Source organism: Lentibacillus salinarum, assembly GCF_042679865.1.
Classification (GTDB): domain Bacteria; phylum Bacillota; class Bacilli; order Bacillales; family Amphibacillaceae; genus Lentibacillus; species Lentibacillus salinarum.
Map to the genome: position 1 here is coordinate 57,077 of NZ_JBHTNH010000028.1, position 20,382 is coordinate 77,458.

Sequence of the window (20,382 nt, forward strand, 5' to 3'; positions counted from 1 at the left end):
CCCACCTCCGTTAGCTTAGTATCTCCTAATCTAACGAATTTTATACACGTAAATCTTATAATCATTGAATCTTTTTGACCGGCGTCTTAAGCCGATACAAAATTATATGCTTGTGGGGCTTATCCCTTGATACTTTTTGGCTGATAAAGATCGGAACATTCGGTTACGGCAAAATCAGTAAATGAATGCCGGCAAGTGACGCCAGTCCAAATATACCGAGGAAACCGGATATCATGACGGTAAATAAATTGATCGGGATATGCAATCCGATGGCGCCCCCGAACACGTTGAAGAAAAATAGAAATAAGATGCCAATCCCTAATTTGACCGTACTGTTGGCGATAAAACGCATTGGTTTAACCGGGGCGCCCACAAATAACAGGATGACGATTAAAGCAACCATGATGGAAATAACCAGTGTCGAACTCATGCCGACTCACTCCTTTTCCTTGTCCCTTTCTACTTACATATGAAAAAGGGTGGCAAAAAAGAACAGAAATCTATTGATGATACCGGATCGCACTAATTTTCCGCCGTCTGGCCTCCCGCAATAGAAATAAATACTTGGCCTGTGCGAGATTTTGCTGGTAAAACCCATCTCCTGTTGGTTCGATGCTTTTGTCCACAATCGTCCGGATTTGTTTCCACTCGCGTTCAATGGCAAACAATGCATCCAATAATTGCTCGTCCACTTCCCGTTTTCGCTTTTTTCTTCCCATCCGCTTCACCTGTCTTTATAAATCTCGTCTGCCTTCTAATGCCTTGGACAGCGTTACTTCATCGGCGTATTCCAGGTCACCACCAACCGGCAGTCCGTGCGCGATCCGGCTCGTTTTAATCCCGGATGGTTTCACCAGACGGGAAATATACATCGCCGTTGCTTCCCCTTCAATATTCGGGTTCGTTGCCAGAATGAGCTCCTCGATCGCTTCATCTTTCAGCCTGTTGATCAGATCAGGCACGTTAATATCCTCGGGTCCGATACCATCCATCGGTGAAATCGCACCGTGCAGTACATGGTATTTTCCACTGTATTCTTTCATTTTCTCCATCGCAATCACATCTTTCGGATCCTGGACGACACAGATGACCGAACCATCTCTTGATGTATCCTGACAAATGGCACACGGATCCTGATCGGTGATATGACCGCATGTGGTGCAATGTGTCAACTCCCGTTTGGCATTCACCAGTGATTTGGCAAATTCCATAACATCGTCATCGTTCATATTTAAAACAAAAAATGCCAGCCGGACAGCGGTTTTAGGGCCGATCCCTGGCAATTTTGTAAAACTGTCAATCAGTTTGGAAATGGGTTCCGGATAATACATCAGTATGCCTCCTATGGAAAAACTCAGGTTCAGCGGATTTGTCCGTCTGCGTTTACTGGCGTTTTTCCTGTAAGGTCTGCCCAATGGCTGCTTTCTGACGTTAGAACATGCCACCAGGCAGATTCATGCCTTTCGTGAATTCTCCCATCGTATCGTTGGTTTTGTTCTCAATTTGCTGGATGACATCATTTGTCGCCGCCAGGATCAGGTCCTGCAGCATGTCGACATCGTCCGGATCGACCACTTCTTCGGAAATCTGCACATCGGTAATTTCCTTTTTGCCATTAGCCACAACTTTAACCATGCCACCACCAGATGTCGCTTCAAATGTCATCTCATGCAGTTCTTCCTGGGCTTTCACCATTTTTTTCTGCATCTTTTGCATCTGCTTCATCATATTGTTCATGTTTCCTTTCATGGAAAACGCCTCCTAAAAATGATCTATTCATCATAAATTTCCAGCAGTTCGTCCCCGACCAATTTCCGTGCTTCGGTTACCACCGGGTCTTCCTGCTGCTGATCGTCTTTGGGTTCTGATTGCTCATGCTTACTTATATAGTCATCACGCAGCTCCTGCCAATCATTTGCCGGAATCGGGATGATCGTCTGTTTTTTACCAATCACACTTGCCAGCACTGATTCCACGGTTTCCCGGTTATCCAAAAACAAGGCACAATGAATGTCATATTTAAATTGGACGACCAGGGCTTCGCTTGATGCGGCAGCGGGCTTGCTGTCCTGTATTGTAGCATGTGCCGGGGCACTTGTCGATTTCAGCTGACTCAAAAAGGACGCCCACTTCGACTGCACATCTTTTAAGATGGATCGTTCCGCTGCATCCAGCACACTGCGGATTTTCTCATATGGCACATTATAACGGTTTCTTCCTGGTCCTGGACTTGGCCGTCTTGGCTCTTTTGCCGGTGCTTGTTGGTTGGCGGCTGCCGGAGATGCCTTTAGGGCTGTCAATTCTTTTTCCAATTGTTCCAGCCTGCCCGTAAGCTGTTTCATAGCTTCTGAATCAACGGCGGAGGCATTTGCTGGCGTTTCCTGATGGCTGCCTTGTTTGGTTATCGTCAAAATGGCTATTTCGATAAATACTTTCGGGCTGGTTGACCATTTGATCTCCTGCTGGCACTGATTGAGGTGGGCAATGGCATCCTGGATCCAATCATTGGTAACGGCATCAGTAAGCTGCTTAAATGGATCATCAGCAATCGCCCGTTCCAAAATATTTTCAAGCGCAGGGGCGCTTTTATACAGCAGCAGATCGCGCAGAAAATAAATCAAGTCATAGACAAACCGTGCCGGGTCTTTCCCGTTCTGAATCAATTCATCAAGCAATGATAAGGCCTTTTGCACATCCTCGTCATGCATCGCCTGGACAACATCTGTCAAAATGCCCTGTGCCACGCCGCCGGTAACAGCGAGCACATCGTCCAGTTCAACCTGGTCATCACTGTAGGAAATTGCCTGATCGAGGATACTGAGGGCATCCCGCATACCGCCTTCTGCAGCCAGGGCCACTGTTTCAAGTGCTTCATCCGATACAGCGATTTGTTCCGTTTCAATAACTGTCCGCATCCGTTCGACTATCGACTTGTTGGAAATCGGCTTGAAGTCAAAGCGCTGGCATCGTGATGCAACGGTCATCGGGATTTTATGCGGTTCAGTCGTCGCCAGAATAAAGACAACATGCTTCGGCGGCTCTTCCAACGTTTTCAGCAGGGCATTGAATGCACTTGTCGAAATCATGTGCACTTCATCAATAATGTACACTTTATAAGGGACCGAGCTTGCGGCATATTTGACTCTATCACGTATCTCGCGGATATCCTCAACACTCGTGTTCGATGCCGCATCCATCTCGATAATATCGTTAATCGAACCATCCTGAATACCACGGCAGGATGCACATTCATTACACGGTTCTTTGACAGGGGCCTGTTCACAATTGATCGTTTTCGCAAAAATTTTCGCAGCACTTGTTTTCCCCGTCCCCCGCGGACCGGAGAATATATAGGCATGTGAAAACTTTTCCTGGACAATCGCGTTTTGCAATGTTTTCGTAATATGGGCCTGTCCGACAACATCCTCGAACATTTTCGGCCGCCATACGCGGTATAATGCCTGATAGCTCATAATGAATGTTTCCCCTTTTATAAGGCTGCATTTATATAGACTCTATCTAAATTATACTCGATTTCAGGGGTAAATGTGAACCATTACAACAAATTCATAGCAGGCATGTTGACGAGTAAAACTTCAAGAGGGGGGTCAGCGCGAGTCAGGAATAGACCTCGCCCTGGCTGGTAATCCAAGGGAGGTCTATTTTTTATTTCTGACCTTGCCTTCCTACTTTCCTGTGGTTTATTTGATCCTATATCTCAAAAATACAGATGATTAAAATTGTCTTTTGCCGTAATAAACCTTTGTCTTATTTGTCTGCAAACAGGTTAATCATGTGACTTTTGCGAAAAAACTGCACCAACTGTCACTGATGACATTGATGCAGCCTTTCTTCATTATGTAAACCGTGCACCCATTGTTGATCGAATATCCATAAGCGTTACCCAAGTTCATGGCTCGGCTCAGGCTTCCCCGCGGCACACAAGAATGACCACTTACTGCTGCTTCCTTCCGGATCTGACAGGGTTCATGGGTTCCTGTTGCGCAGGACCTGGGCGTCAACACCAATCCCTTGAGGCAGACCCTACAGACGTCCAACCTCGAATGGGGATTCGACCTCGCTATAGCGGATTGCGAGTACAGGGCACCGCTACCTCCCCGCTTAGCACGGCAATATTTATTATACTGACTATACCGGCAAAATGCAATAATAAACATGAAGTGGATACATTTAACATTACTTGCTCAACCCGCAACACTGATAGATGGCGGAATTTCGTTAATGGAACGCCGGAAGCGCTGATAAACTGGCAGAAATGTACTGTTAAACGCGTTAAAAACCCACTGATAAACTAAACCATCAGCTATTTCTTTTTACGTTCACGCAATTCCCGGAAAAAACCCGTCAGCAATGCGCTGCATTCCTCCTGCAACATACCACTTGTCACGTCAGCCTGATGGTTAAACCGTTCATCCTGCAACAAGTTCATCAGTGTCCCAGCGCATCCCGCTTTTGGATCTGGCGCTCCATATACAACCCGCTTAATACGTGATTGGACAATAGCGCCGGCACACATCGGACATGGTTCAAGCGTGACATACAATGTACAGTCCTCCAGCCGCCAGCTGCCGATATGACGATTGGCTTCTTCGATTGCGATCAGCTCCGCATGTGATAATCCTGTCTGCGACGTTTCCCGGACGTTATATCCTGTCGCGATAATGTCATCGTAATTAACGATCACCGCTCCGATCGGGACTTCATTCATTTGCTTTGCCTTTTCGGCCTGCTGGATGGCCGCCTGCATATAGTTGATGTCTGTCACCATTAACACCTCCCGTGGGGTTTGAAATCTTCTACACAGGAAAAACTGGAAGGGAGAGAGGAGCATTTAATATGGACACGTCGATTGATAACAGCGCTATTTTATTTGTTGATATTATAAATAATTTCGAATTTGACGGTGGCGATAAATTGCTGAAGCATACTGAACATATTTTACCCAACCCGATATGTATGATTATACCATGCACATCCCCGAGAATGGTATGGCATCCGAAGAAAAAGAAGGAACCGAACACGCCCTTTACCTGATGCGCTCGGTCATGAATGCCAGCATTGATCCAATTTAGGTATATATTCCACCCTTCCATCATACTGTTGTAAGAGGAATAACCGTTTAAGGGAGGGATTTATTTTGCAGATTCATGTTGTGCGGGAAGGGGATACCCTGGCTGCCATTTCAGAAAGGTATGGAACGTCAACGGGGGACTTGATCGATGCGAATGAATTAGATGCACCGAACCAGCTCGTTGTCGGCCAAACATTAGTGATTCCAATTGTTGGCCAGATTTATTTTGTGCAGCAGGGAGACACATTATATTCAATTGCCCGGCGATTCGGCCTGTCCGTCGAGGAGCTAGCACAAATCAATCAAATTCCTGTTGATAGTACTTTGTCTGTGGGCACACGTTTGTATATCCCTGAACAGCCAAAACCGGCCATAACGGCTAATGCGTATATTGAACCCACGGGAGAAAGCGTTTCACAAACATTAATCAATTCTGCCACCAAAGCAGCACCGTATCTAACCTACCTTGCCCCTTTTAGCTATCAGGTCAATCGTGACGGAACACTCCAAGCACCACCCCTGGATAATTTCGCGCAAATTGCCGCCAATCAAAACGCCGCAATGATGCTGGTAATAACCAATCTGGAAGAAGGCCAATTCAGCCGAGAACTCGGCCATATTATTCTGACCGTTCAAGCTGTCCAGAATACATTATTGGATAATATCGTCAATGTGGCACGGGAGGTCGGGTTCCGGGATGTCCACTTCGACTTTGAATTTTTGGCACCGGACGACCGTGAAGCCTATAACAATTTTTTACGACAAGCCAAGCAGCGTTTATCGGAAGAAGACCTGATGCTGTCCACCGCCCTGGCACCCAAAACAAGTGCCGAGCAGATGGGAGAGTGGTACGAAGCCCACGATTATGCAACACATGGTGAGATTGCAGATATGGTAGTGCTGATGACATATGAGTGGGGTTACAGTTACGGGCCACCAATGGCCGTATCGCCAATTGACAACGTACGAGAAGTTGTCAACTTCGCTTTAAGTGTCATGCCAGCAGATAAAATTTTACTCGGCCAAAATCTTTACGGCTATGATTGGACGCTTCCATTTACAGAGGGTGGTGAACCGGCTGAAGCGCTCAGTCCTCAGCAAGCGATCACACGGGCACGCGAACAAAACGCGGCGATCCAGTATGACACAACTGCACAGGCGCCATTTTTTACGTATCAAGATGGCCAGGGGAATGACCATGAAGTGTGGTTTGAGGATGCCCGCTCCATTCAGGCAAAATTCGATATGATAAAGGAATTGGGGCTTAGGGGAATTAGCTACTGGAAATTAGGGTTGGCGTTTCCGCAGAACTGGCTGCTCTTACAGGATAACTTCACCATTCGGAAATCCGATTAAAACACCCCCCTTCACCGCTGTTACAGCGTTGGGGGGATCTTTCATCAGCTATCAGCGCAATAATTTGACAGTTTCACGGTTGAAGGCTGGTATATCATTCGGCTGGCGGCTTGTGACCAGCTGATTGTTGCAGACGACAACTTCTTCATCCTGAACGTCTGCTTTGGCATATTCCATGTCCACTTGAATGGACTTGAAGCCTGTTGCTTTGCGTCCTTCCAGTGCTTTGGCTGTAATCAGCAGCTGCGGACCATGGCAAATGGCAAATACCGGCTTGTCCGCATCCATAAATTGCCTGGTAAAATTAACGAACCGTTCGTCAGCACGTAGTTGATCCGGTGAAAATCCGCCAGGGATGAACAGCGCATCAAACTGATCCGGGCTGACATTATCGATGGCTTCATCAATGGTAACCCCAATTTCCTTGTTCTTGCCGGTCACTTTTTTGCCTTTTTCCTTTTCAATGGCGATGACTTCATGTCCGGCATCCTTGAAAGCCTTAGCCGGATCCGTATATTCGACATCTTCAAACATATCCGTTATAACAGTTGCTATTTTTTTAGCCATGTGTTCTCACTCCTTTGAAGAATGTTACGTCATGAATGTACCCTGCTTAAACTGAGCTGAAACATTCCGTTAAATACGTTACTTATCCTTGCTCATAAGTGTCATTCATATAAAAGTCGAGTGTCATAGCGATAGGCCAAATAAAATAGCTTATTCCATGCAAAAAGGCTGCCATATCTGACAGCCTTTTTTAAAAGATACAAAAGTATAAAATGGTGGACGACGTTTTCAATACGAAAACGGCTAACGCACGATTTCTTCCAATCCGGCTTCTGACCTCTGGCACTGGAAAAAACGCGTCAGCATTTTTTCTTACGATTATTCCTCCAATGTTGACGTATCGCCTGTCGGCAGGCCGAGCTCCCAGGATTTCAGGAGACGGCGCATAATTTTACCGCTGCGCGTTTTCGGAATGGCATCTTTTATCTCCAGTTCACGTGGTGCCGCGTGGGCACTCAAACCGGTTTTAACGAATTGACGGATTTCTTCAAGCAGTTCCTTTGAATCCTCATAGCCATCATTCAAGGTCATAAACGCCTTGACAATTTCGCCGCGTTCCGGATCGGGTTTACCGATAACCCCGGCTTCCGCTACAGCCGGATGCTCAATCAGTTTGCTCTCCACTTCAAACGGCCCGACACGTTCACCAGATGTGTTGATGACATCATCGAGACGTCCCTGGAACCAGAAATAGCCGTCCTCATCCTTGTAAGCACTGTCCCCGGATACGTACCAGCCATTGATGAAGTAGCTTTCATATTTTTCCGGTCGATTCCAGATTTTTCGCATCATAGCCGGCCATGGTGCTTTGATCGCCAGATTGCCCATCTGATTTGCCGGGACTTCATTTCCTTCATTATCGACGATTGATGCTTCAATCCCCGGAATTGGTTTGCCCATCGACCCAGGACGGATTTCCAACGACGGCAGATTAACGATCAACTGTGCCCCTGTTTCTGTCATCCACCATGTATCATGGATTCGCAAATCGAACGCCTGCAAACCCCACGTGATGACTTCCGGATTTAACGGCTCCCCGACACTTAGCACATGGCGCAGTGACGAGAGATCGTGTTTTTTCACAGCATCTTCACCAGCACTGACCAGTTTCCTGAGTGCCGTTGGAGCGGTATACCAGACGGACACATGATAGTTATCAATCGTGCCGTACCAATTATCCGGACTAAAACGGCCACCGCGCACGACATTCGTCACACCATGAAGCCATGGGGCAAAAATGCCGTAACTTGTGCCCGTTACCCAGCCCGGGTCAGCTGTACACCAATAAATATCGTCTTCATGCAGGTCCAGCACCCATTCAGCAGTGGCGTAATGCTGAATCATCGCATTGTGCACGTGATAGACCCCTTTTGGTTTGCCGGTTGAACCGGATGTATAGTGGATAAGCATGCCATCTTCCAGATCAACCCACTCAATATTAAAAGCCGATGATGCCACCTTCATTTCCTCAGCATAATCAATATATTTATCAGCTGTTTTGTTGTGTTCACCGACAAGGACAATTTTCTCAAGATCAGGTAAATCATCCTGCGGGACACGCTCCAATAATTCCGGTGTTGTAATCAGCATGCTCGCTTCACTGTCCTGCAGACGGTCACGGACGGCCTGCTCCATAAACGCTTCAAATAACGGCCCGGCAATCGCACCGGTTTTTAATATACCGAAAAATGTGATATAAAACTCAGGGCTTCTCGGCAGGAAAAGAAAGACACGGTCGCCTTTCGCAATTCCTTGTTTTTTCAATACGTTCGCAAATTGATTGCTTTTCCCGCTTAATTCAGCAAACGTCATTTTTTCCTCACGGTCGGGCGCGGAATACAGAAGAGCCGCTTTATCTTGTTTGGCCGGATCTTCTGCATGACGATCAACCGCCTCGTACGCCATGTTCACTTTACCTGTCTGATGCCAGCTGAAATGTTTTTTGACTTCATCCCAAGAAAATGATTCACGCATCGTTTCATAGTTTTGCAGGTTGTACTGGCCATCTTGTGCTGGAATACGTTGCATATCCATGCCTATCACCTCAACTAAAAGATTTGTAATCGGTTGCAAAACCGTTTTGATTGAAAACACACGATAATTGCAACAACAAGCCAATTATAGAAAGTTTTATAAACATTTTGCTAACTTGTTATCTATTTTAGAACATTTTGTGACAATTTTAAAGTATTTAGCGTTAAATACCTTAAAAAAATCCCCTTGCTTCGAATGACGATAAGGAGATTTTTATTATTTCAATTTGTGCCTGGGCCTGTTGTTTCGCTGCGTTTTTCCCTTTCTGAAATGATATACGCACATGCCGCATCACCTGTAATATTCAAGGATGTCCGCATCATATCCAATAAGCGGTCCACGCCAATAATCAGAGCAATTCCTTCTGTTGGCAGGCCGATCTGGTTTAATACCATGGCCAGCATAACCAGCCCAACACCAGGCACACCAGCAGTTCCAATACTTGCCAGTGTAGCCGTCAGGATGACCATTACAATATCGGTAAACCCGAGATCAATGGCATAGACTTGGGAAATAAACACCGTGGCAACCGCCTGCATGATACCTGTCCCATCCATATTGATGGTCGCACCGAGCGGCTGCACAAAACTGCTGATGGACTTTTTAACGCCCAGCTTTTCTTGTGCCATCCGCATGGAAACCGGAAGTGTAGCACTGGAACTGGAGGTACTAAACCCAACCGACATTGCCGGGAAAAATGCTTTATAAAAGGCAAGCGGGTTGCCTTTCCCGATTCCCCAAATGGCCAGACTGTACGTCAATGCGCCATGAAGCAAGAGACCCAATATGACAGCAACCATATACATGGCCATCGAACCGAGTGCATCCAACCCGGCATCACCAAGTGCTGAGGCAATCAGGGCAAACGCACCATATGGAGCAGCTTTCATCACTAGATTAACTAGATATAATAATATTTCATTTACTTCTTCAAATAACTGATGAACCCGTTTTGTTTTATCACCCAACACCGCAAGCGCAACCCCGATAAAAATGGCAAACGCGATAATCTGCAGCATATCGCCGCTCGACATCGCCTCTATCGGATTTTCCGGAATAATGTTAATAAGCGTTTCCATAACCGGCGGCGGTGCTTGTTCATCATATGATTTACCACTAATGTTAAAATGGCCGCCCGCACCAGGCTGCAGCACATAGCCGACACCAATGCCGATCGATAAGGCAGCTGCTGTCGTTACAAGGTAGAAAACAATCGTCTGCACACCAATCTTTCCCAGCTGTACAGGGTCACTAAGTCCTGCAGCCCCTAATACGATAGACACAAAGACAATCGGGACGACCAGCATCATAATCAGATTTAAAAACAGCTGGCCAACTGGATTCAGCGCATACTGATCAACAGCAGAGAAGACATCTCCCGGCGCAAAGCTTAAACCAATACCGGTGATGACACCCAACACAAGCGCAATCAGGATTTTTTTCGTCAGATTCATGCTGCATGTTCCTTTCTTTGCTGGATTTCGTGTTGTTATGTTAATGATAATAAATTCAGAACGGATATATTACGATTGTAATATGAGGCACGCCCCCGGCAGGAATCGAACCTGCGCACACGGCTTAGGAGGCCGTTGCTCTATCCCCTGAGCTACGGGGGCACTTGTCAGTAAGACGTGTCCAATGGAAAGACAGACGTATGAAAAAGTGGAAAAAAGCACAATAAACATTATACAAAATTTCCGGCCGAATGAAAAGTGTCTTTTATTTTTACATGGAACTGCTTTTTTTTATATGCTAAAATAATACCATCTGTCGACTGAACATCGATGGACGGGAGGGAACGTTATGGCAGAAGTGCCATTTATTGCGATTGAAGGGCCAATCGGCATCGGAAAGACATCATTGGCAGAGAAACTATCGGCCCACTTTGGTTGCCATCTGTTGAAAGAAATCGTCGAAGAAAACCCGTTTCTGGGAAAATTCTACGATAACATTGAGGAATGGAGCTTTCAGACAGAGATGTTTTTTCTCTGCAATCGCTATAAACAACTGGAAGATATCGAACAATACTATCTCAATCAGAATAAAGGCGTCATAGCTGATTATCATATTTTCAAAAACATGATCTTTGCGCGAAGGACATTGCCAGCCGATAAGTTTGACAAATATAAACAAATTTACCATATATTAGCAGATGATATGCCCCTGCCAAATATGATGATTTACTTGCATGCCAGTCTTGATACGATATTAGAACGAATCCGCCTGCGTGGCAGGGAGATTGAGCATAATATCAAGTCGTCTTACCTGGCTCAGCTCGCACAGGATTATGAAGACTACATGAACGAATTTGAACGGCGCCATCCGAATATACCGGTTATCCGGATCAATGGGGATGACGTGGATTTTGTCAATCACCAGCAGGATCTTGACGACATCATCGATCATGTGGGACAGCATCTGGCCAATCTTCAGGCAATAGCCAAACGATAAAGGGGAACATTAACATGAATTTACGGCATAAATACGAGATTCCGCATGACAGCATCATTACGGTTGCCGGCACGGTTGGCGTCGGGAAATCCACCATGACCAAAGCGTTGGCGAATGCCCTGAACTTTAAAACGTCTTTTGAAAAAGTGGAAACCAATCCGTATCTCGGCAAATTTTACGATAACTTTGAACGATGGAGTTTTCATCTGCAAATTTATTTCCTGGCTGAACGTTTTAAGGAGCAAAAGAAAATTTTCGAATATGGCGGAGGATTCATCCAGGACCGATCGATTTATGAGGATACCGGCATCTTTGCCAAAATGCACTACGAAAACGGCACGATGTCCAAAACGGATTATGAGACATACACCAACCTGTTTGAAGCCATGGTGATGACACCTTACTTTCCACATCCTGATTTGCTGATTTATCTGGAAGGGTCCTTCGAGAATATTATGGAGCGGATTCACAACCGCGGCCGGGAAATGGAAAAAAATACATCAACATCGTATTGGGAAGAACTGTTTGATCGCTATGAAGCGTGGATTAATAACTTTAATGCCTGCCCGATTCTGCGCATTGATATTTCTGATTATGACTTGCTGGAACAGGAAAAATCGATTGAACCGGTTCTGGAAAAAATCGGCCATTTTATCCAGCAATCACGCAAGTGGAAAACACGACAGCTGATCAGATAAGCAACAGGTGCCCCGACGAAGGATGATGTGCCGAATGTAGCCGGCCACCCTTCTTATTGGAGCACCTTTTTTAATCGATTAACCGGTAAGACGTCTTCCATTAACCTGCCTCATCCTTAACACGTATTCTTTCATCTTAAGTTGAATCCCCAACACTATTAAGACTTATAAAAACACTCTCAGTGATTTATATCACCGCTTATCTTCGTCGTTTGCGGTATGCTAGCTGAGACTGACACTGAATCAGAAAGGAGGCATAACGATGGCCACCATTCATACTGAAAATGAACGGGATCTTGTTGTAGAAGCTGATTTGTCCGATCTGCAGGCTTTCATTGATGAAGCCACACACAACTTGGATGATTACATAGATGAGATTGCCGTTATTTATGACAAGATGCCCAAGTTCGACTATATATACTTTTGCTTTTATGCCTATTCGACGTATCGACTGCTGGAATCGACGCTGGGCTTTGATACAACCGATGTCGGGCATATCCGGGTGGTCGCGCCGGATGAATTTTTCTATGCATTCTATGGCATGATTGCTACTCTCCACACCGGAGCATCGGCTCGGGAAAGCAAGGAACGTGGTGCCTGACCAGTTGCTTGTTTCTACAGTTTTTTCCCTAATTCAATTGACCGTTCGCGTGCCTGTTGTACACATGCCATGACTGCTTCATAGACATTATGGCCGCTCAATGTTTCCAAGCCGGCCTGGGTGGTGCCACCGGGACTGGTGATATTTTCACGTAGCTTGGACGGATTCAAGCCGGATGTCCGCAACATTTCCCCGGCACCGACAATCGTCTGCGTGATTAGATCATGGGCCGTGTCATAATCTAATCCGGCTTCCACCGCTGCCGTCTCCATCGCCTCGACTAAATAATAGACGTAGGCCGGACCGCTTCCGGAAATAGCCGTTACCGCGTGCATATCCGCTTCAGCTACTTCGGTTGCTGTCCCGATTGTACTAAACAGCTCCATAGCCGTCTTTAAATGTTTTTCCGAGGCAAATTTCCCCCGGGTAACAGCAGTCGCCGATTGACCCGCTGCTGATGACGTGTTCGGCATCGCCCGGACCACCGGCATTTCGTTACCAAGCAATTGGGAAATCGTATCGGTGGCCACGCCTGCCACAACAGAGATGAGCAGCTGATCCGCACTCAGGCAATCACTGATCGACGTCACCGAAGCCTCCAGATCATAAGGCTTAACAGCGATGATAATAACATCGGCACCGTCCACGGTTTTTTGCTTGTCGTCTGTATGTTGAACCTCATATTGCTTTTCCAAAAATGCTAATCGTTCCTTATCAGACTTGTTCGTGACAAAAATGCGTTCCTTTGGTAAAAATTCACTGTTTACGATGCCGGTCAGGATGGATTCCGCCATTGATCCGGCACCGATAAAAGTCAATTTTTCAATCATCTACATACCTCCTAAAAAATAAAAAACACCCCAGATCCATCCAGCCAAAGGACGGACGTGGGGTGTTTCCGTGGTACCACCTTCATTGACATGCCAGGCATGCCCACTCTGTTTTCATAACGCAGCGAGACTGCGGTCAGGTTCTAGTCTGACAACTCCAAGGCAGGTTTCACAAAAGCCAGCACCGATGGAATCTTTCAGCCGGTGAATTCCATTCTCTTTCGGGCGCATTTTGCTACTGACCTCTTCTTCGTTTTCAAAGTTATTATTCATGACATGCAGCTTTTTATTAATTAAGATGTATTTTTATGTACTATACCTGCTAATATGTTGATTGTCAAGTATAAAACAAGGCCTTCACCAGGTTTTTAGTGAAAGCCTTATTTTTCAGATTGAAAAGGCTGATTTTTACTGATCAATCGATTCCCGTAAAGCCTGCAGTCGTGGTGCCATACCATCCCCTGCTTCAATCACATATTCATATTGAATGACCAATACATTTTCCCCGATTTGATAGGCGTAATACCCTTGCGGCGGGTCGGAAAAATGTTGCCGAATTCCTTGGTATGGGTTCTCATCCTGTGATGTGTCAGCTGGATCTTCCGTATAGTTGAAATCACCGCTATATTCGGATTGTATATTGGAAACGGCGTTATCAAGATTGGCATCTTCCATAACTTCAAGTGTAACCCAGGCATTATCGGCATCGCTGTAGTGTCTGACAACCTGATCATCCACGGTATAGTTACCCAGAATCTCTTCAATTTGATACTGAATCCCATATGGTTCAAGTGTGTAGTTGGTAACCATTACCTCTTCCGCCATGCCTTCAATCATAAGGTTTCGAGTTTCAGTACCCTGTTCCGTCACCGATAATTCTTCCGGTATCTGGGAATCCTCAAGAGTTTCCGCTGTATCGTCTGTGTTTTCAGCGGGTTTCTGTGCTTTTTCATTTGTACTTTCGCTGTATTCAAATGTATCATGCTCCTCAGTCGGCGAAACTGATTGATGATTGTTGATTATAGTCATGACGACTACACCAGAGATCAGCAACGCTGCTGCAGTCGATAACCAGATGGCTGATCGCTTGAATGTTGTCCGCCGGCGCTTTTGGGCCGCATGCTTTCGGATCGCCGTTTTCATTGATTCTTTTTTCTGAGGGTCTAACGAAACAGATGGTTTCAATGACGTTAACTCCTTTTGCAATTCGTCTTCATTACGATTCATGATAGCCCTCCTCTATTTTGCCCTTTAAAGCCTTCAATGCCCGGTGAAAGGTGACGCGCACTTTCGTATCAGGCCATTTTAAAATACCGGCTGTTTCGGCGACCGATAATTCTTCAATTCCCCGCAAAATCACAACATCCCGATAATCCTGTTTCAGCTTGGCAATCGCCTGATGCAATTGCTGTTTTGTTTCATTGGCTAGTTGTTTTTCCTCCGGTGACACATCGGTTTGATCGTCATACGTTTTGATCAATCGACGCCAGTCCTGCCGTTTCTTTTTCCGGGCCTCATCAATGGCCAAGTTTCGGGCGATTGATATGAGCCATGTTTTGGGGCTCGAGTCACCTTTAAACGAATCATAGCGGTTAATCGCTTTTATAAAGACTTCCTGCACTAAATCTTCCACATCGGGTGTGGACATGTAATAGGCAAGAAATCGATAGATATCATCACTGTAGGCATCAAACCAGTCCGTGATCAATTCCTCATTCAAGCCCGCCGCCTCCTTTGACAGGTTTTCTTCATGATAGCTTCTGATTATTAGACGATAATTTGCATCATATATTACATGATTCGGGAAAAATGGGCCATATAAAAACACATCCATTGCTGTTTGGATGTGCTTCGTATTTCCATATCCATATAAACATACAGAACCGCTACAATGCTCATTGTAGCGGTTCGGTGGTATCTCCAAATTTTATGCGATTTAGATTAATGAAGGAGGTAGAGGGATTCGAACCCCCGCGCGGTTTGACCCGCCTGTCGGTTTTCAAGACCGATCCCTTCAACCAGACTTGGGTATACCTCCATATTGACGACAAGATTTAATTTAACATGTATCATCCCTGGTGTCAATTCTTTTTATGTTTTTTGGAAAAATATTAGGAAAAAGGACGTACATCCTCTCTCCTAGTCATTTTACTTATGCCTTGATAACGTCTTTACCGCCCATATATGGCCGAAGTGCTTCCGGAATCACGACAGAGCCGTCTTCCTGCTGATAATTCTCCAAAATAGCAGCGAGCGTGCGACCGACAGCAAGGCCTGATCCATTCAATGTGTGGATGAACTCTGGTTTGCCGTTTGCTTCACGACGGAAACGGATTCCCGCACGTCTCGCTTGAAAGTCCTCAAAGTTGGAGCATGACGAAATTTCACGGTACGTTTCCTGGCTCGGGATCCATACTTCGATATCGTACTTTTTGGCAGCTGTGAATCCAAGATCACCCGTACACATATTCATAACCCGATACGGCAGGTTCAGCCGCTGCAATACCGTCTCAGCATGACCCGTCAATGTTTCCAGCGTGTCATATGAATTTTCTGGCTTGGTGAAGTGCACAAGCTCAACCTTATTGAATTGGTGTTGACGGATCAGCCCGCGGGTATCACGCCCGGCAGATCCAGCTTCAGAGCGAAAATTGGCGCTGTAGGCCGCATATGTCTTCGGTAGCTTATCACTGGTCAAAATCTCATCCCGGTGAAAATTCGTGACCGGCACTTCGGCTGTCGGTATCAGAAAATAGTCCAACGCTTCCAGCTTAAACACATCTTCACTGAATTTAGGCAGCTGCCCTGTTCCGGTCAGGCTTCCGCGATTAACAATCTGTGGCGGCATCATTTCCGTGTAGCCATGTTCATCCGCATGCAGATCCATCATAAAATTAATCAGTGCCCGTTCCAGCCGTGTTCCGAGCCCTTTGTAAAACACAAAACGACTGCCGGTCACTTTGGCTGCCCGCTCAAAGTCGAGAATGTCCAAATTGGCTGCGATATCCCAATGCGGTTTTTCCTCAAAATTAAATTCCGGTAAATTGCCCCATTGACGTGCCTCCACATTGTCATCTTCATCATCACCAATCGGTACACTCTCATGCGGAATGTTTGGAATGGACAGCATAATCGTCTCCAATGTTTCTTCAATTTCTTTCAATTCCCCGTCAAGTTGCTTAATGTTGTCCCCGACTTCCCGCATTTCCTTAATGGCCGGTTCCGCATCTTTCTTTTCTTTTTTCAGGGCAGAAATCTGTTTTGATGTTTCGTTGCGTTTGGCTTTCAGTGTTTCTGCTTCCGAAATGAGCGTTCTGCGTCGTTCATCAAGTTCCTCGAACCGCTCCAGTTCAGATAGATCCTCCCCGCGGTGAGCTAACTTTTCTTTCACTTTCTGAAAGTTATTCCGTAAAAACTTCATATCCAGCATCGTTATTCCTCCTTCAACAAAAATATAAAAAACTCCCGTCCCCATAAAACAGGGACGAGAGTGTATTTCCCGCGTTGCCACCCTTGTTGAAGCGCCGTATACGCTTCCGGCTCTGGACACGATAACGGGTTTAACCGGGTCTGCCTACTGTCGTTTTCAGCAAACCAGTTCAAGGATGGATTCACATGAAGCTTTCATCGGTTTTCAGCGGTCACCGACTCTCTGTGACAAAGCCATCATGCTACTGGTTCCTTTCATAACTGTTCAGTCATTTTGCTCTATCATAGCCGACTTTTCATGACGATGCAAGTGCCTGTTCTGATTGTTCCACCATACCGGCAAAATATGCAATCAAACGATTGTCATCCGTCAATTCAGGATGAAATGCGGTACAAAGGTAATGCCCCTGTTTTGCGGCCACAATCCGGTTGTCATACGTTGTCAGCACGTCCACATCAGAATCTGCCGTCACAATATACGGTGCACGTATAAAGACAGCATTCACATCGTCACCAATGTGCTTGACGTTAAGATTTGCTTCAAAGCTTGCCACCTGACGGCCGAATGCATTCCGAGCCACTGTCATATGCATCAGACCAAGATGGCCGCCCGTCCGCCCCTCAATGTGACTGGCCATTAAAATCAGGCCGGCGCACGTTCCGAAAATGGGTTTTCCCTGTCCGCCAAATTCCCTGATAGCATCAAAAAAACAATAGCTGTCAATCAGTCTACGCATTGTCGTGCTTTCACCGCCCGGCAAAATCAGACCATCGATCTCATCCAGCTGTTCTTTCCGTTTAATTTCAACGGCCGTCGCACCCGTTGCTTCAATCGAGCGGATGTGTTCCCGTACCGCTCCCTGCAATGCCAGTACACCGATAACACTCATACCAAAACCTTCTTTCTATTCGCTGCGGTCTTGCATCCGGTCATGAGCTTCCAAAGTCCCCATTTCGATTCCCTTCATGGCCGTCCCAAGATCTTTGGACAACTCACCGATCAATTTGTAATCGGTATAATGGGTTGTTGCCTCCACAATCGCTTTGGCGTATTTTTCCGGGTGGTTGGATTTGAAAATACCGGAACCGACAAACACACCATCCGCTCCCAGTTCCATCATCAGAGCTGCATCAGCTGGTGTCGCCACACCACCGGCCGCAAAGTTGACAACCGGCAGACGACCTTCTGATTTAACGTCTAAAAGCAGTTCATAAGGTGCACCGATTTCTTTGGCATACGTCATCACTTCATCATCTGACATTGACGACAGTTTTCGGATTTCCGATTGCACCTGGCGCATGTGACGCACCGCTTCTACGATATTGCCGGTACCAGGCTCACCTTTTGTGCGCAGCATGGATGCCCCTTCCCCAATGCGACGCGCCGCTTCACCCAAATTACGGCAGCCGCATACAAATGGCACCGTATAATCCGATTTCTTCAAATGATACAAATCATCCGCCGGTGTCAGCACTTCACTTTCGTCAATATAGTCAACACCCATTGCTTCCAGAACGCGTGCTTCGACAATATGACCAATCCGGGCTTTGGCCATAACCGGGATTGAGACAGCATTCATTACTTCCTCGGTAATTTCCGGGCCGGCCATGCGCGCCACGCCGCCTGCTGCACGAATGTCAGAAGGGACACGTTCCAGTGCCATAACGGCGACTGCACCTGCTTCTTCTGCTATTTTCGCCTGTTCTGCGTTGACCACGTCCATGATGACGCCGCCTTTTTGCATTTCGGCCATCCCGCGTTTGACCCGATCGGTTCCTGTGTTTGTCATATCGTTTCCCCCCATATAATTGTTGGATAAAACTATTTTATATCTTGCAGACCGATAGATGTTTTCGGTACTGCTGATTTAAAACCAGCCTTTCACTGTGTCAACAACTGTATTGAAAAGATTGCCGAAGAAGCTGCCAATGGCACCAAGTGTCAGCATGAACCAATTATTTTTTTCAACAGTATCTTGTGCTACCAGATCGATTGACCCGTTTCCACCATTCGGGGTAATAAATCCATAATCACCGTCACCATCGTAAACAATTTCAGCTGTCCCGACCTTTTCACCTTTTTCAATTGGCGCCGCAAGCTCCCCGTCTCCATTCAATTTTTCCTCATCCAACTGATAGGTTATGCTGTAGCTATCAGCCTGGTCTCCTTTAACCGGCGTACTGAATGCTTCCTTCGTGGCAACGGCGACCGTATCCTCTTTCCCTTTGGATACCGGGATAGTGGCTTCATCTTCCAGCTGGTATCCGGCCGGGAAGATTTCCTGTGTTTCAAATTCATCAAATCCATAGTCCAGCAGTTTGGCTGTTTCCTCGAAACGTGCTTCCATACTTTCGGTTTTCATCACGACTGATATCAAACGGTTATTGTCACGTTCAGCCGTACCAGTGAAACAATATTTGGCAAGGTCTGTATGGCCGGTTTTTAAACCGTCAACACCTTCGTAATAGAATTGCTGTAATGAACTGGCTTCTTCTTCGTCATGGTCGAGCATCCAATTCCAGTTCGTGATTGGCTCACCCTCAAATTCAGCTGAAGGAATCTCGGTGACATCAAGTGCACCCGGGTAATCGTTGATTAAATGGTATGCTAGCAGCGCCGAAGAACGGGCTGACATCAGATTATTGGCATCCGGATCAGTTCCCTCGGGTACGTTTTCCCCAAGTGAGGCATTGGCAAGCCCTGTGGAGTTGACAAATTCCGTATCCGTCATGCCCATTTCCTCAGCTTTATCGTTCATCATCTTGACAAATTCGCCTTCAGAACCGGCAACCAGCTCAGCCAAAGCGATGGTTGTCGCGTTGTCCGAATTGATCGCCATCGCATCGTACAATTGCTTAACCGTATAATCTTCATCCTGCTTCAGTCCGACACCTGAAGAGGATGCGTCGGCCGATATGCTATACGCATAGTCACTGATCTCTGTTGTCGTATCCCAGCTGATTTGACCTTCTTCGATCGCCTCATGGACGAGATATTCGGTCATGATTTTGGTCATACTCGCTGGAGGTAGTGCCATATCGGGGTTTTTGGCATAAAGAATCTTTCCTGTCTCATAATCAACCAATATCGCGGATTCGCCCTCGATATCGACCGGGTCTGCTGCCTGTACTGATAACGGCTGTACCGTTATCGTTGTCACCATCACCATTGTGGCAAGCAATAATGACAACCATTTCGTCACGTTGTGTGTCACGTTCTCTACCTCCATTTTATGTTAACGTCATTTTTCATCTAGTGTCATACCTCTGATATTTTACCATAAAAAATAGAGAAAAAATAGATAGGGAAGGGCCCTATCTATT

At 46.2% G+C, this 20,382-nt stretch carries 21 protein-coding genes, 2 tRNA genes, 1 other RNA gene and 2 other annotated features; of the genes, 5 read left to right on the forward strand and 19 right to left on the reverse strand.

The features are described from left to right. Positions 1-163: 163 nt before the first annotated feature. From ACFQ4A_RS13050 to tadA, 7 genes are all read right to left on the reverse strand, one after another. Positions 164-430, reverse strand: a complete 267-nt coding sequence (locus tag ACFQ4A_RS13050) for a pro-sigmaK processing inhibitor BofA family protein (RefSeq protein ID WP_382401330.1) — start codon at positions 428-430, stop codon at positions 164-166. A 70-nt stretch (positions 431-500) separates the two neighbouring features. Beyond that, complete coding sequence (locus ACFQ4A_RS13055; RefSeq protein WP_382401332.1) at positions 501-719, reverse strand: YaaL family protein; 219 nt, start codon at positions 717-719, stop codon at positions 501-503. Between the two features lie 15 nt (positions 720-734). Further along, entirely contained in the window at positions 735-1,331 is a 597-nt protein-coding gene (gene recR / locus ACFQ4A_RS13060; RefSeq protein WP_382401334.1) for a recombination mediator RecR, read from the reverse strand. Positions 1,332-1,431: 100 nt separating this feature from the next. Then, positions 1,432-1,749, reverse strand: a complete 318-nt coding sequence (locus ACFQ4A_RS13065) for a YbaB/EbfC family nucleoid-associated protein (RefSeq protein WP_382401336.1) — start codon at positions 1,747-1,749, stop codon at positions 1,432-1,434. A gap of 23 nt (positions 1,750-1,772) precedes the next feature. Beyond that, positions 1,773-3,473 (reverse strand): DNA polymerase III subunit gamma/tau, encoded by a 1,701-nt coding sequence (gene dnaX, locus ACFQ4A_RS13070; protein ID WP_382401338.1) that lies wholly within the window; start codon positions 3,471-3,473, stop codon positions 1,773-1,775. Between the two features lie 392 nt (positions 3,474-3,865). Continuing rightward, positions 3,866-4,131, reverse strand: an RNA gene (gene ffs / locus ACFQ4A_RS13075) — signal recognition particle sRNA large type. A gap of 193 nt (positions 4,132-4,324) precedes the next feature. Beyond that, complete coding sequence (tadA, locus tag ACFQ4A_RS13080; protein ID WP_382401340.1) at positions 4,325-4,789, reverse strand: tRNA adenosine(34) deaminase TadA; 465 nt, start codon at positions 4,787-4,789, stop codon at positions 4,325-4,327. A gap of 68 nt (positions 4,790-4,857) precedes the next feature. On the opposite strand from tadA, the gene ACFQ4A_RS13085 reads away from it, so the two are divergent. Both ACFQ4A_RS13085 and ACFQ4A_RS13090 read left to right on the forward strand, forming a co-directional pair. After that, the gene (locus ACFQ4A_RS13085; RefSeq protein ID WP_382401342.1) at positions 4,858-5,055 is read left to right on the forward strand and encodes a hypothetical protein; all 198 of its coding nucleotides are present in this window, start codon (positions 4,858-4,860) and stop codon (positions 5,053-5,055) included. A gap of 103 nt (positions 5,056-5,158) precedes the next feature. Beyond that, positions 5,159-6,448 carry a LysM peptidoglycan-binding domain-containing protein gene (locus tag ACFQ4A_RS13090; protein ID WP_382401344.1) on the forward strand — a complete coding sequence of 430 codons (1,290 nt, stop codon included), beginning with the start codon at positions 5,159-5,161 and terminating at the stop codon, positions 6,446-6,448. Positions 6,449-6,499: 51 nt separating this feature from the next. Here ACFQ4A_RS13090 and ACFQ4A_RS13095 read toward each other — a convergent pair whose 3' ends face one another. The 4 genes from ACFQ4A_RS13095 to ACFQ4A_RS13110 all read right to left on the reverse strand — a co-directional run bounded on the left by ACFQ4A_RS13095 (position 6,500) and on the right by ACFQ4A_RS13110 (position 10,665). Further along, positions 6,500-7,015, reverse strand: a complete 516-nt coding sequence (locus ACFQ4A_RS13095) for a type 1 glutamine amidotransferase domain-containing protein (protein WP_382401346.1) — start codon at positions 7,013-7,015, stop codon at positions 6,500-6,502. A gap of 318 nt (positions 7,016-7,333) precedes the next feature. Beyond that, positions 7,334-9,049, reverse strand: coding sequence for an acetate--CoA ligase (acsA, locus tag ACFQ4A_RS13100; RefSeq protein ID WP_382401348.1), 1,716 nt, complete (start codon positions 9,047-9,049; stop codon positions 7,334-7,336). Positions 9,050-9,270: 221 nt separating this feature from the next. Next, the gene (locus ACFQ4A_RS13105; protein ID WP_382401350.1) at positions 9,271-10,503 is read right to left on the reverse strand and encodes a dicarboxylate/amino acid:cation symporter; all 1,233 of its coding nucleotides are present in this window, start codon (positions 10,501-10,503) and stop codon (positions 9,271-9,273) included. A 90-nt stretch (positions 10,504-10,593) separates the two neighbouring features. Continuing rightward, positions 10,594-10,665: transfer RNA gene (locus tag ACFQ4A_RS13110), tRNA-Arg, on the reverse strand. A 187-nt stretch (positions 10,666-10,852) separates the two neighbouring features. Here ACFQ4A_RS13110 and ACFQ4A_RS13115 point away from each other — a divergent pair. From ACFQ4A_RS13115 to ACFQ4A_RS13125, 3 genes are all read left to right on the forward strand, one after another. After that, positions 10,853-11,500: a deoxynucleoside kinase gene (locus tag ACFQ4A_RS13115; RefSeq protein ID WP_382401352.1), complete on the forward strand. Its 648-nt coding sequence runs from the start codon at positions 10,853-10,855 to the stop codon at positions 11,498-11,500. Between the two features lie 14 nt (positions 11,501-11,514). Further along, positions 11,515-12,198: a deoxynucleoside kinase gene (locus ACFQ4A_RS13120; RefSeq protein WP_382401354.1), complete on the forward strand. Its 684-nt coding sequence runs from the start codon at positions 11,515-11,517 to the stop codon at positions 12,196-12,198. A 262-nt stretch (positions 12,199-12,460) separates the two neighbouring features. Further along, on the forward strand, positions 12,461-12,799 hold the full coding sequence (locus ACFQ4A_RS13125) for a hypothetical protein (protein ID WP_382401356.1): 339 nt from the start codon (positions 12,461-12,463) through the stop codon (positions 12,797-12,799). Positions 12,800-12,813: 14 nt separating this feature from the next. On the opposite strand, the gene proC is transcribed toward ACFQ4A_RS13125, so the two are convergent. The 8 genes from proC to ACFQ4A_RS13165 form a co-directional block, all read right to left on the reverse strand. After that, complete coding sequence (proC, locus tag ACFQ4A_RS13130) at positions 12,814-13,629, reverse strand: pyrroline-5-carboxylate reductase (protein WP_382401358.1); 816 nt, start codon at positions 13,627-13,629, stop codon at positions 12,814-12,816. 44 nt (positions 13,630-13,673) lie between these two features. After that, positions 13,674-13,889 (reverse strand) — a binding site (T-box leader). A 148-nt stretch (positions 13,890-14,037) separates the two neighbouring features. Then, positions 14,038-14,856: a hypothetical protein gene (locus ACFQ4A_RS13135; RefSeq protein WP_382401360.1), complete on the reverse strand. Its 819-nt coding sequence runs from the start codon at positions 14,854-14,856 to the stop codon at positions 14,038-14,040. Continuing rightward, the gene (locus tag ACFQ4A_RS13140; RefSeq protein ID WP_382401362.1) at positions 14,846-15,349 is read right to left on the reverse strand and encodes an RNA polymerase sigma factor; all 504 of its coding nucleotides are present in this window, start codon (positions 15,347-15,349) and stop codon (positions 14,846-14,848) included. The genes ACFQ4A_RS13135 and ACFQ4A_RS13140 overlap by 11 nt, the downstream gene beginning before the upstream one ends. 228 nt (positions 15,350-15,577) lie before the next feature. Further along, positions 15,578-15,667, reverse strand: a tRNA-Ser gene (locus ACFQ4A_RS13145). Between the two features lie 114 nt (positions 15,668-15,781). Further along, positions 15,782-17,059 carry a serine--tRNA ligase gene (gene serS / locus ACFQ4A_RS13150; RefSeq protein WP_382401364.1) on the reverse strand — a complete coding sequence of 426 codons (1,278 nt, stop codon included), beginning with the start codon at positions 17,057-17,059 and terminating at the stop codon, positions 15,782-15,784. A gap of 47 nt (positions 17,060-17,106) precedes the next feature. Then, positions 17,107-17,326 (reverse strand) — a binding site (T-box leader). Positions 17,327-17,354: 28 nt separating this feature from the next. After that, positions 17,355-17,948: a pyridoxal 5'-phosphate synthase glutaminase subunit PdxT gene (gene pdxT, locus ACFQ4A_RS13155; RefSeq protein ID WP_382401366.1), complete on the reverse strand. Its 594-nt coding sequence runs from the start codon at positions 17,946-17,948 to the stop codon at positions 17,355-17,357. Positions 17,949-17,963: 15 nt separating this feature from the next. Further along, the gene (pdxS, locus tag ACFQ4A_RS13160; protein WP_382401368.1) at positions 17,964-18,848 is read right to left on the reverse strand and encodes a pyridoxal 5'-phosphate synthase lyase subunit PdxS; all 885 of its coding nucleotides are present in this window, start codon (positions 18,846-18,848) and stop codon (positions 17,964-17,966) included. Positions 18,849-18,926: 78 nt separating this feature from the next. Then, positions 18,927-20,273 carry a D-alanyl-D-alanine carboxypeptidase family protein gene (locus ACFQ4A_RS13165; protein WP_382401371.1) on the reverse strand — a complete coding sequence of 449 codons (1,347 nt, stop codon included), beginning with the start codon at positions 20,271-20,273 and terminating at the stop codon, positions 18,927-18,929. Positions 20,274-20,382 lie beyond the last annotated feature (109 nt).

Coding starts and splice junctions, on each gene's coding strand:
- ACFQ4A_RS13050 (WP_382401330.1), bottom strand. CDS start 430: ATGAGTTCGACACTGGTTATTTCCATCATGGTTGCTTTAATCGTCATC.
- ACFQ4A_RS13055 (WP_382401332.1), bottom strand. CDS start 719: ATGGGAAGAAAAAAGCGAAAACGGGAAGTGGACGAGCAATTATTGGAT.
- recR (WP_382401334.1), bottom strand. CDS start 1,331: ATGTATTATCCGGAACCCATTTCCAAACTGATTGACAGTTTTACAAAA.
- ACFQ4A_RS13065 (WP_382401336.1), bottom strand. CDS start 1,749: ATGAAAGGAAACATGAACAATATGATGAAGCAGATGCAAAAGATGCAG.
- dnaX (WP_382401338.1), bottom strand. CDS start 3,473: ATGAGCTATCAGGCATTATACCGCGTATGGCGGCCGAAAATGTTCGAG.
- tadA (WP_382401340.1), bottom strand. CDS start 4,789: ATGGTGACAGACATCAACTATATGCAGGCGGCCATCCAGCAGGCCGAA.
- ACFQ4A_RS13085 (WP_382401342.1), top strand. CDS start 4,858: ATGGACACGTCGATTGATAACAGCGCTATTTTATTTGTTGATATTATA.
- ACFQ4A_RS13095 (WP_382401346.1), bottom strand. CDS start 7,015: ATGGCTAAAAAAATAGCAACTGTTATAACGGATATGTTTGAAGATGTC.
- acsA (WP_382401348.1), bottom strand. CDS start 9,049: ATGGATATGCAACGTATTCCAGCACAAGATGGCCAGTACAACCTGCAA.
- ACFQ4A_RS13105 (WP_382401350.1), bottom strand. CDS start 10,503: ATGAATCTGACGAAAAAAATCCTGATTGCGCTTGTGTTGGGTGTCATC.
- ACFQ4A_RS13115 (WP_382401352.1), top strand. CDS start 10,853: ATGGCAGAAGTGCCATTTATTGCGATTGAAGGGCCAATCGGCATCGGA.
- ACFQ4A_RS13120 (WP_382401354.1), top strand. CDS start 11,515: ATGAATTTACGGCATAAATACGAGATTCCGCATGACAGCATCATTACG.
- ACFQ4A_RS13125 (WP_382401356.1), top strand. CDS start 12,461: ATGGCCACCATTCATACTGAAAATGAACGGGATCTTGTTGTAGAAGCT.
- proC (WP_382401358.1), bottom strand. CDS start 13,629: ATGATTGAAAAATTGACTTTTATCGGTGCCGGATCAATGGCGGAATCC.
- ACFQ4A_RS13135 (WP_382401360.1), bottom strand. CDS start 14,856: ATGAATCGTAATGAAGACGAATTGCAAAAGGAGTTAACGTCATTGAAA.
- serS (WP_382401364.1), bottom strand. CDS start 17,059: ATGCTGGATATGAAGTTTTTACGGAATAACTTTCAGAAAGTGAAAGAA.
- pdxT (WP_382401366.1), bottom strand. CDS start 17,948: ATGAGTGTTATCGGTGTACTGGCATTGCAGGGAGCGGTACGGGAACAC.
- pdxS (WP_382401368.1), bottom strand. CDS start 18,848: ATGACAAACACAGGAACCGATCGGGTCAAACGCGGGATGGCCGAAATG.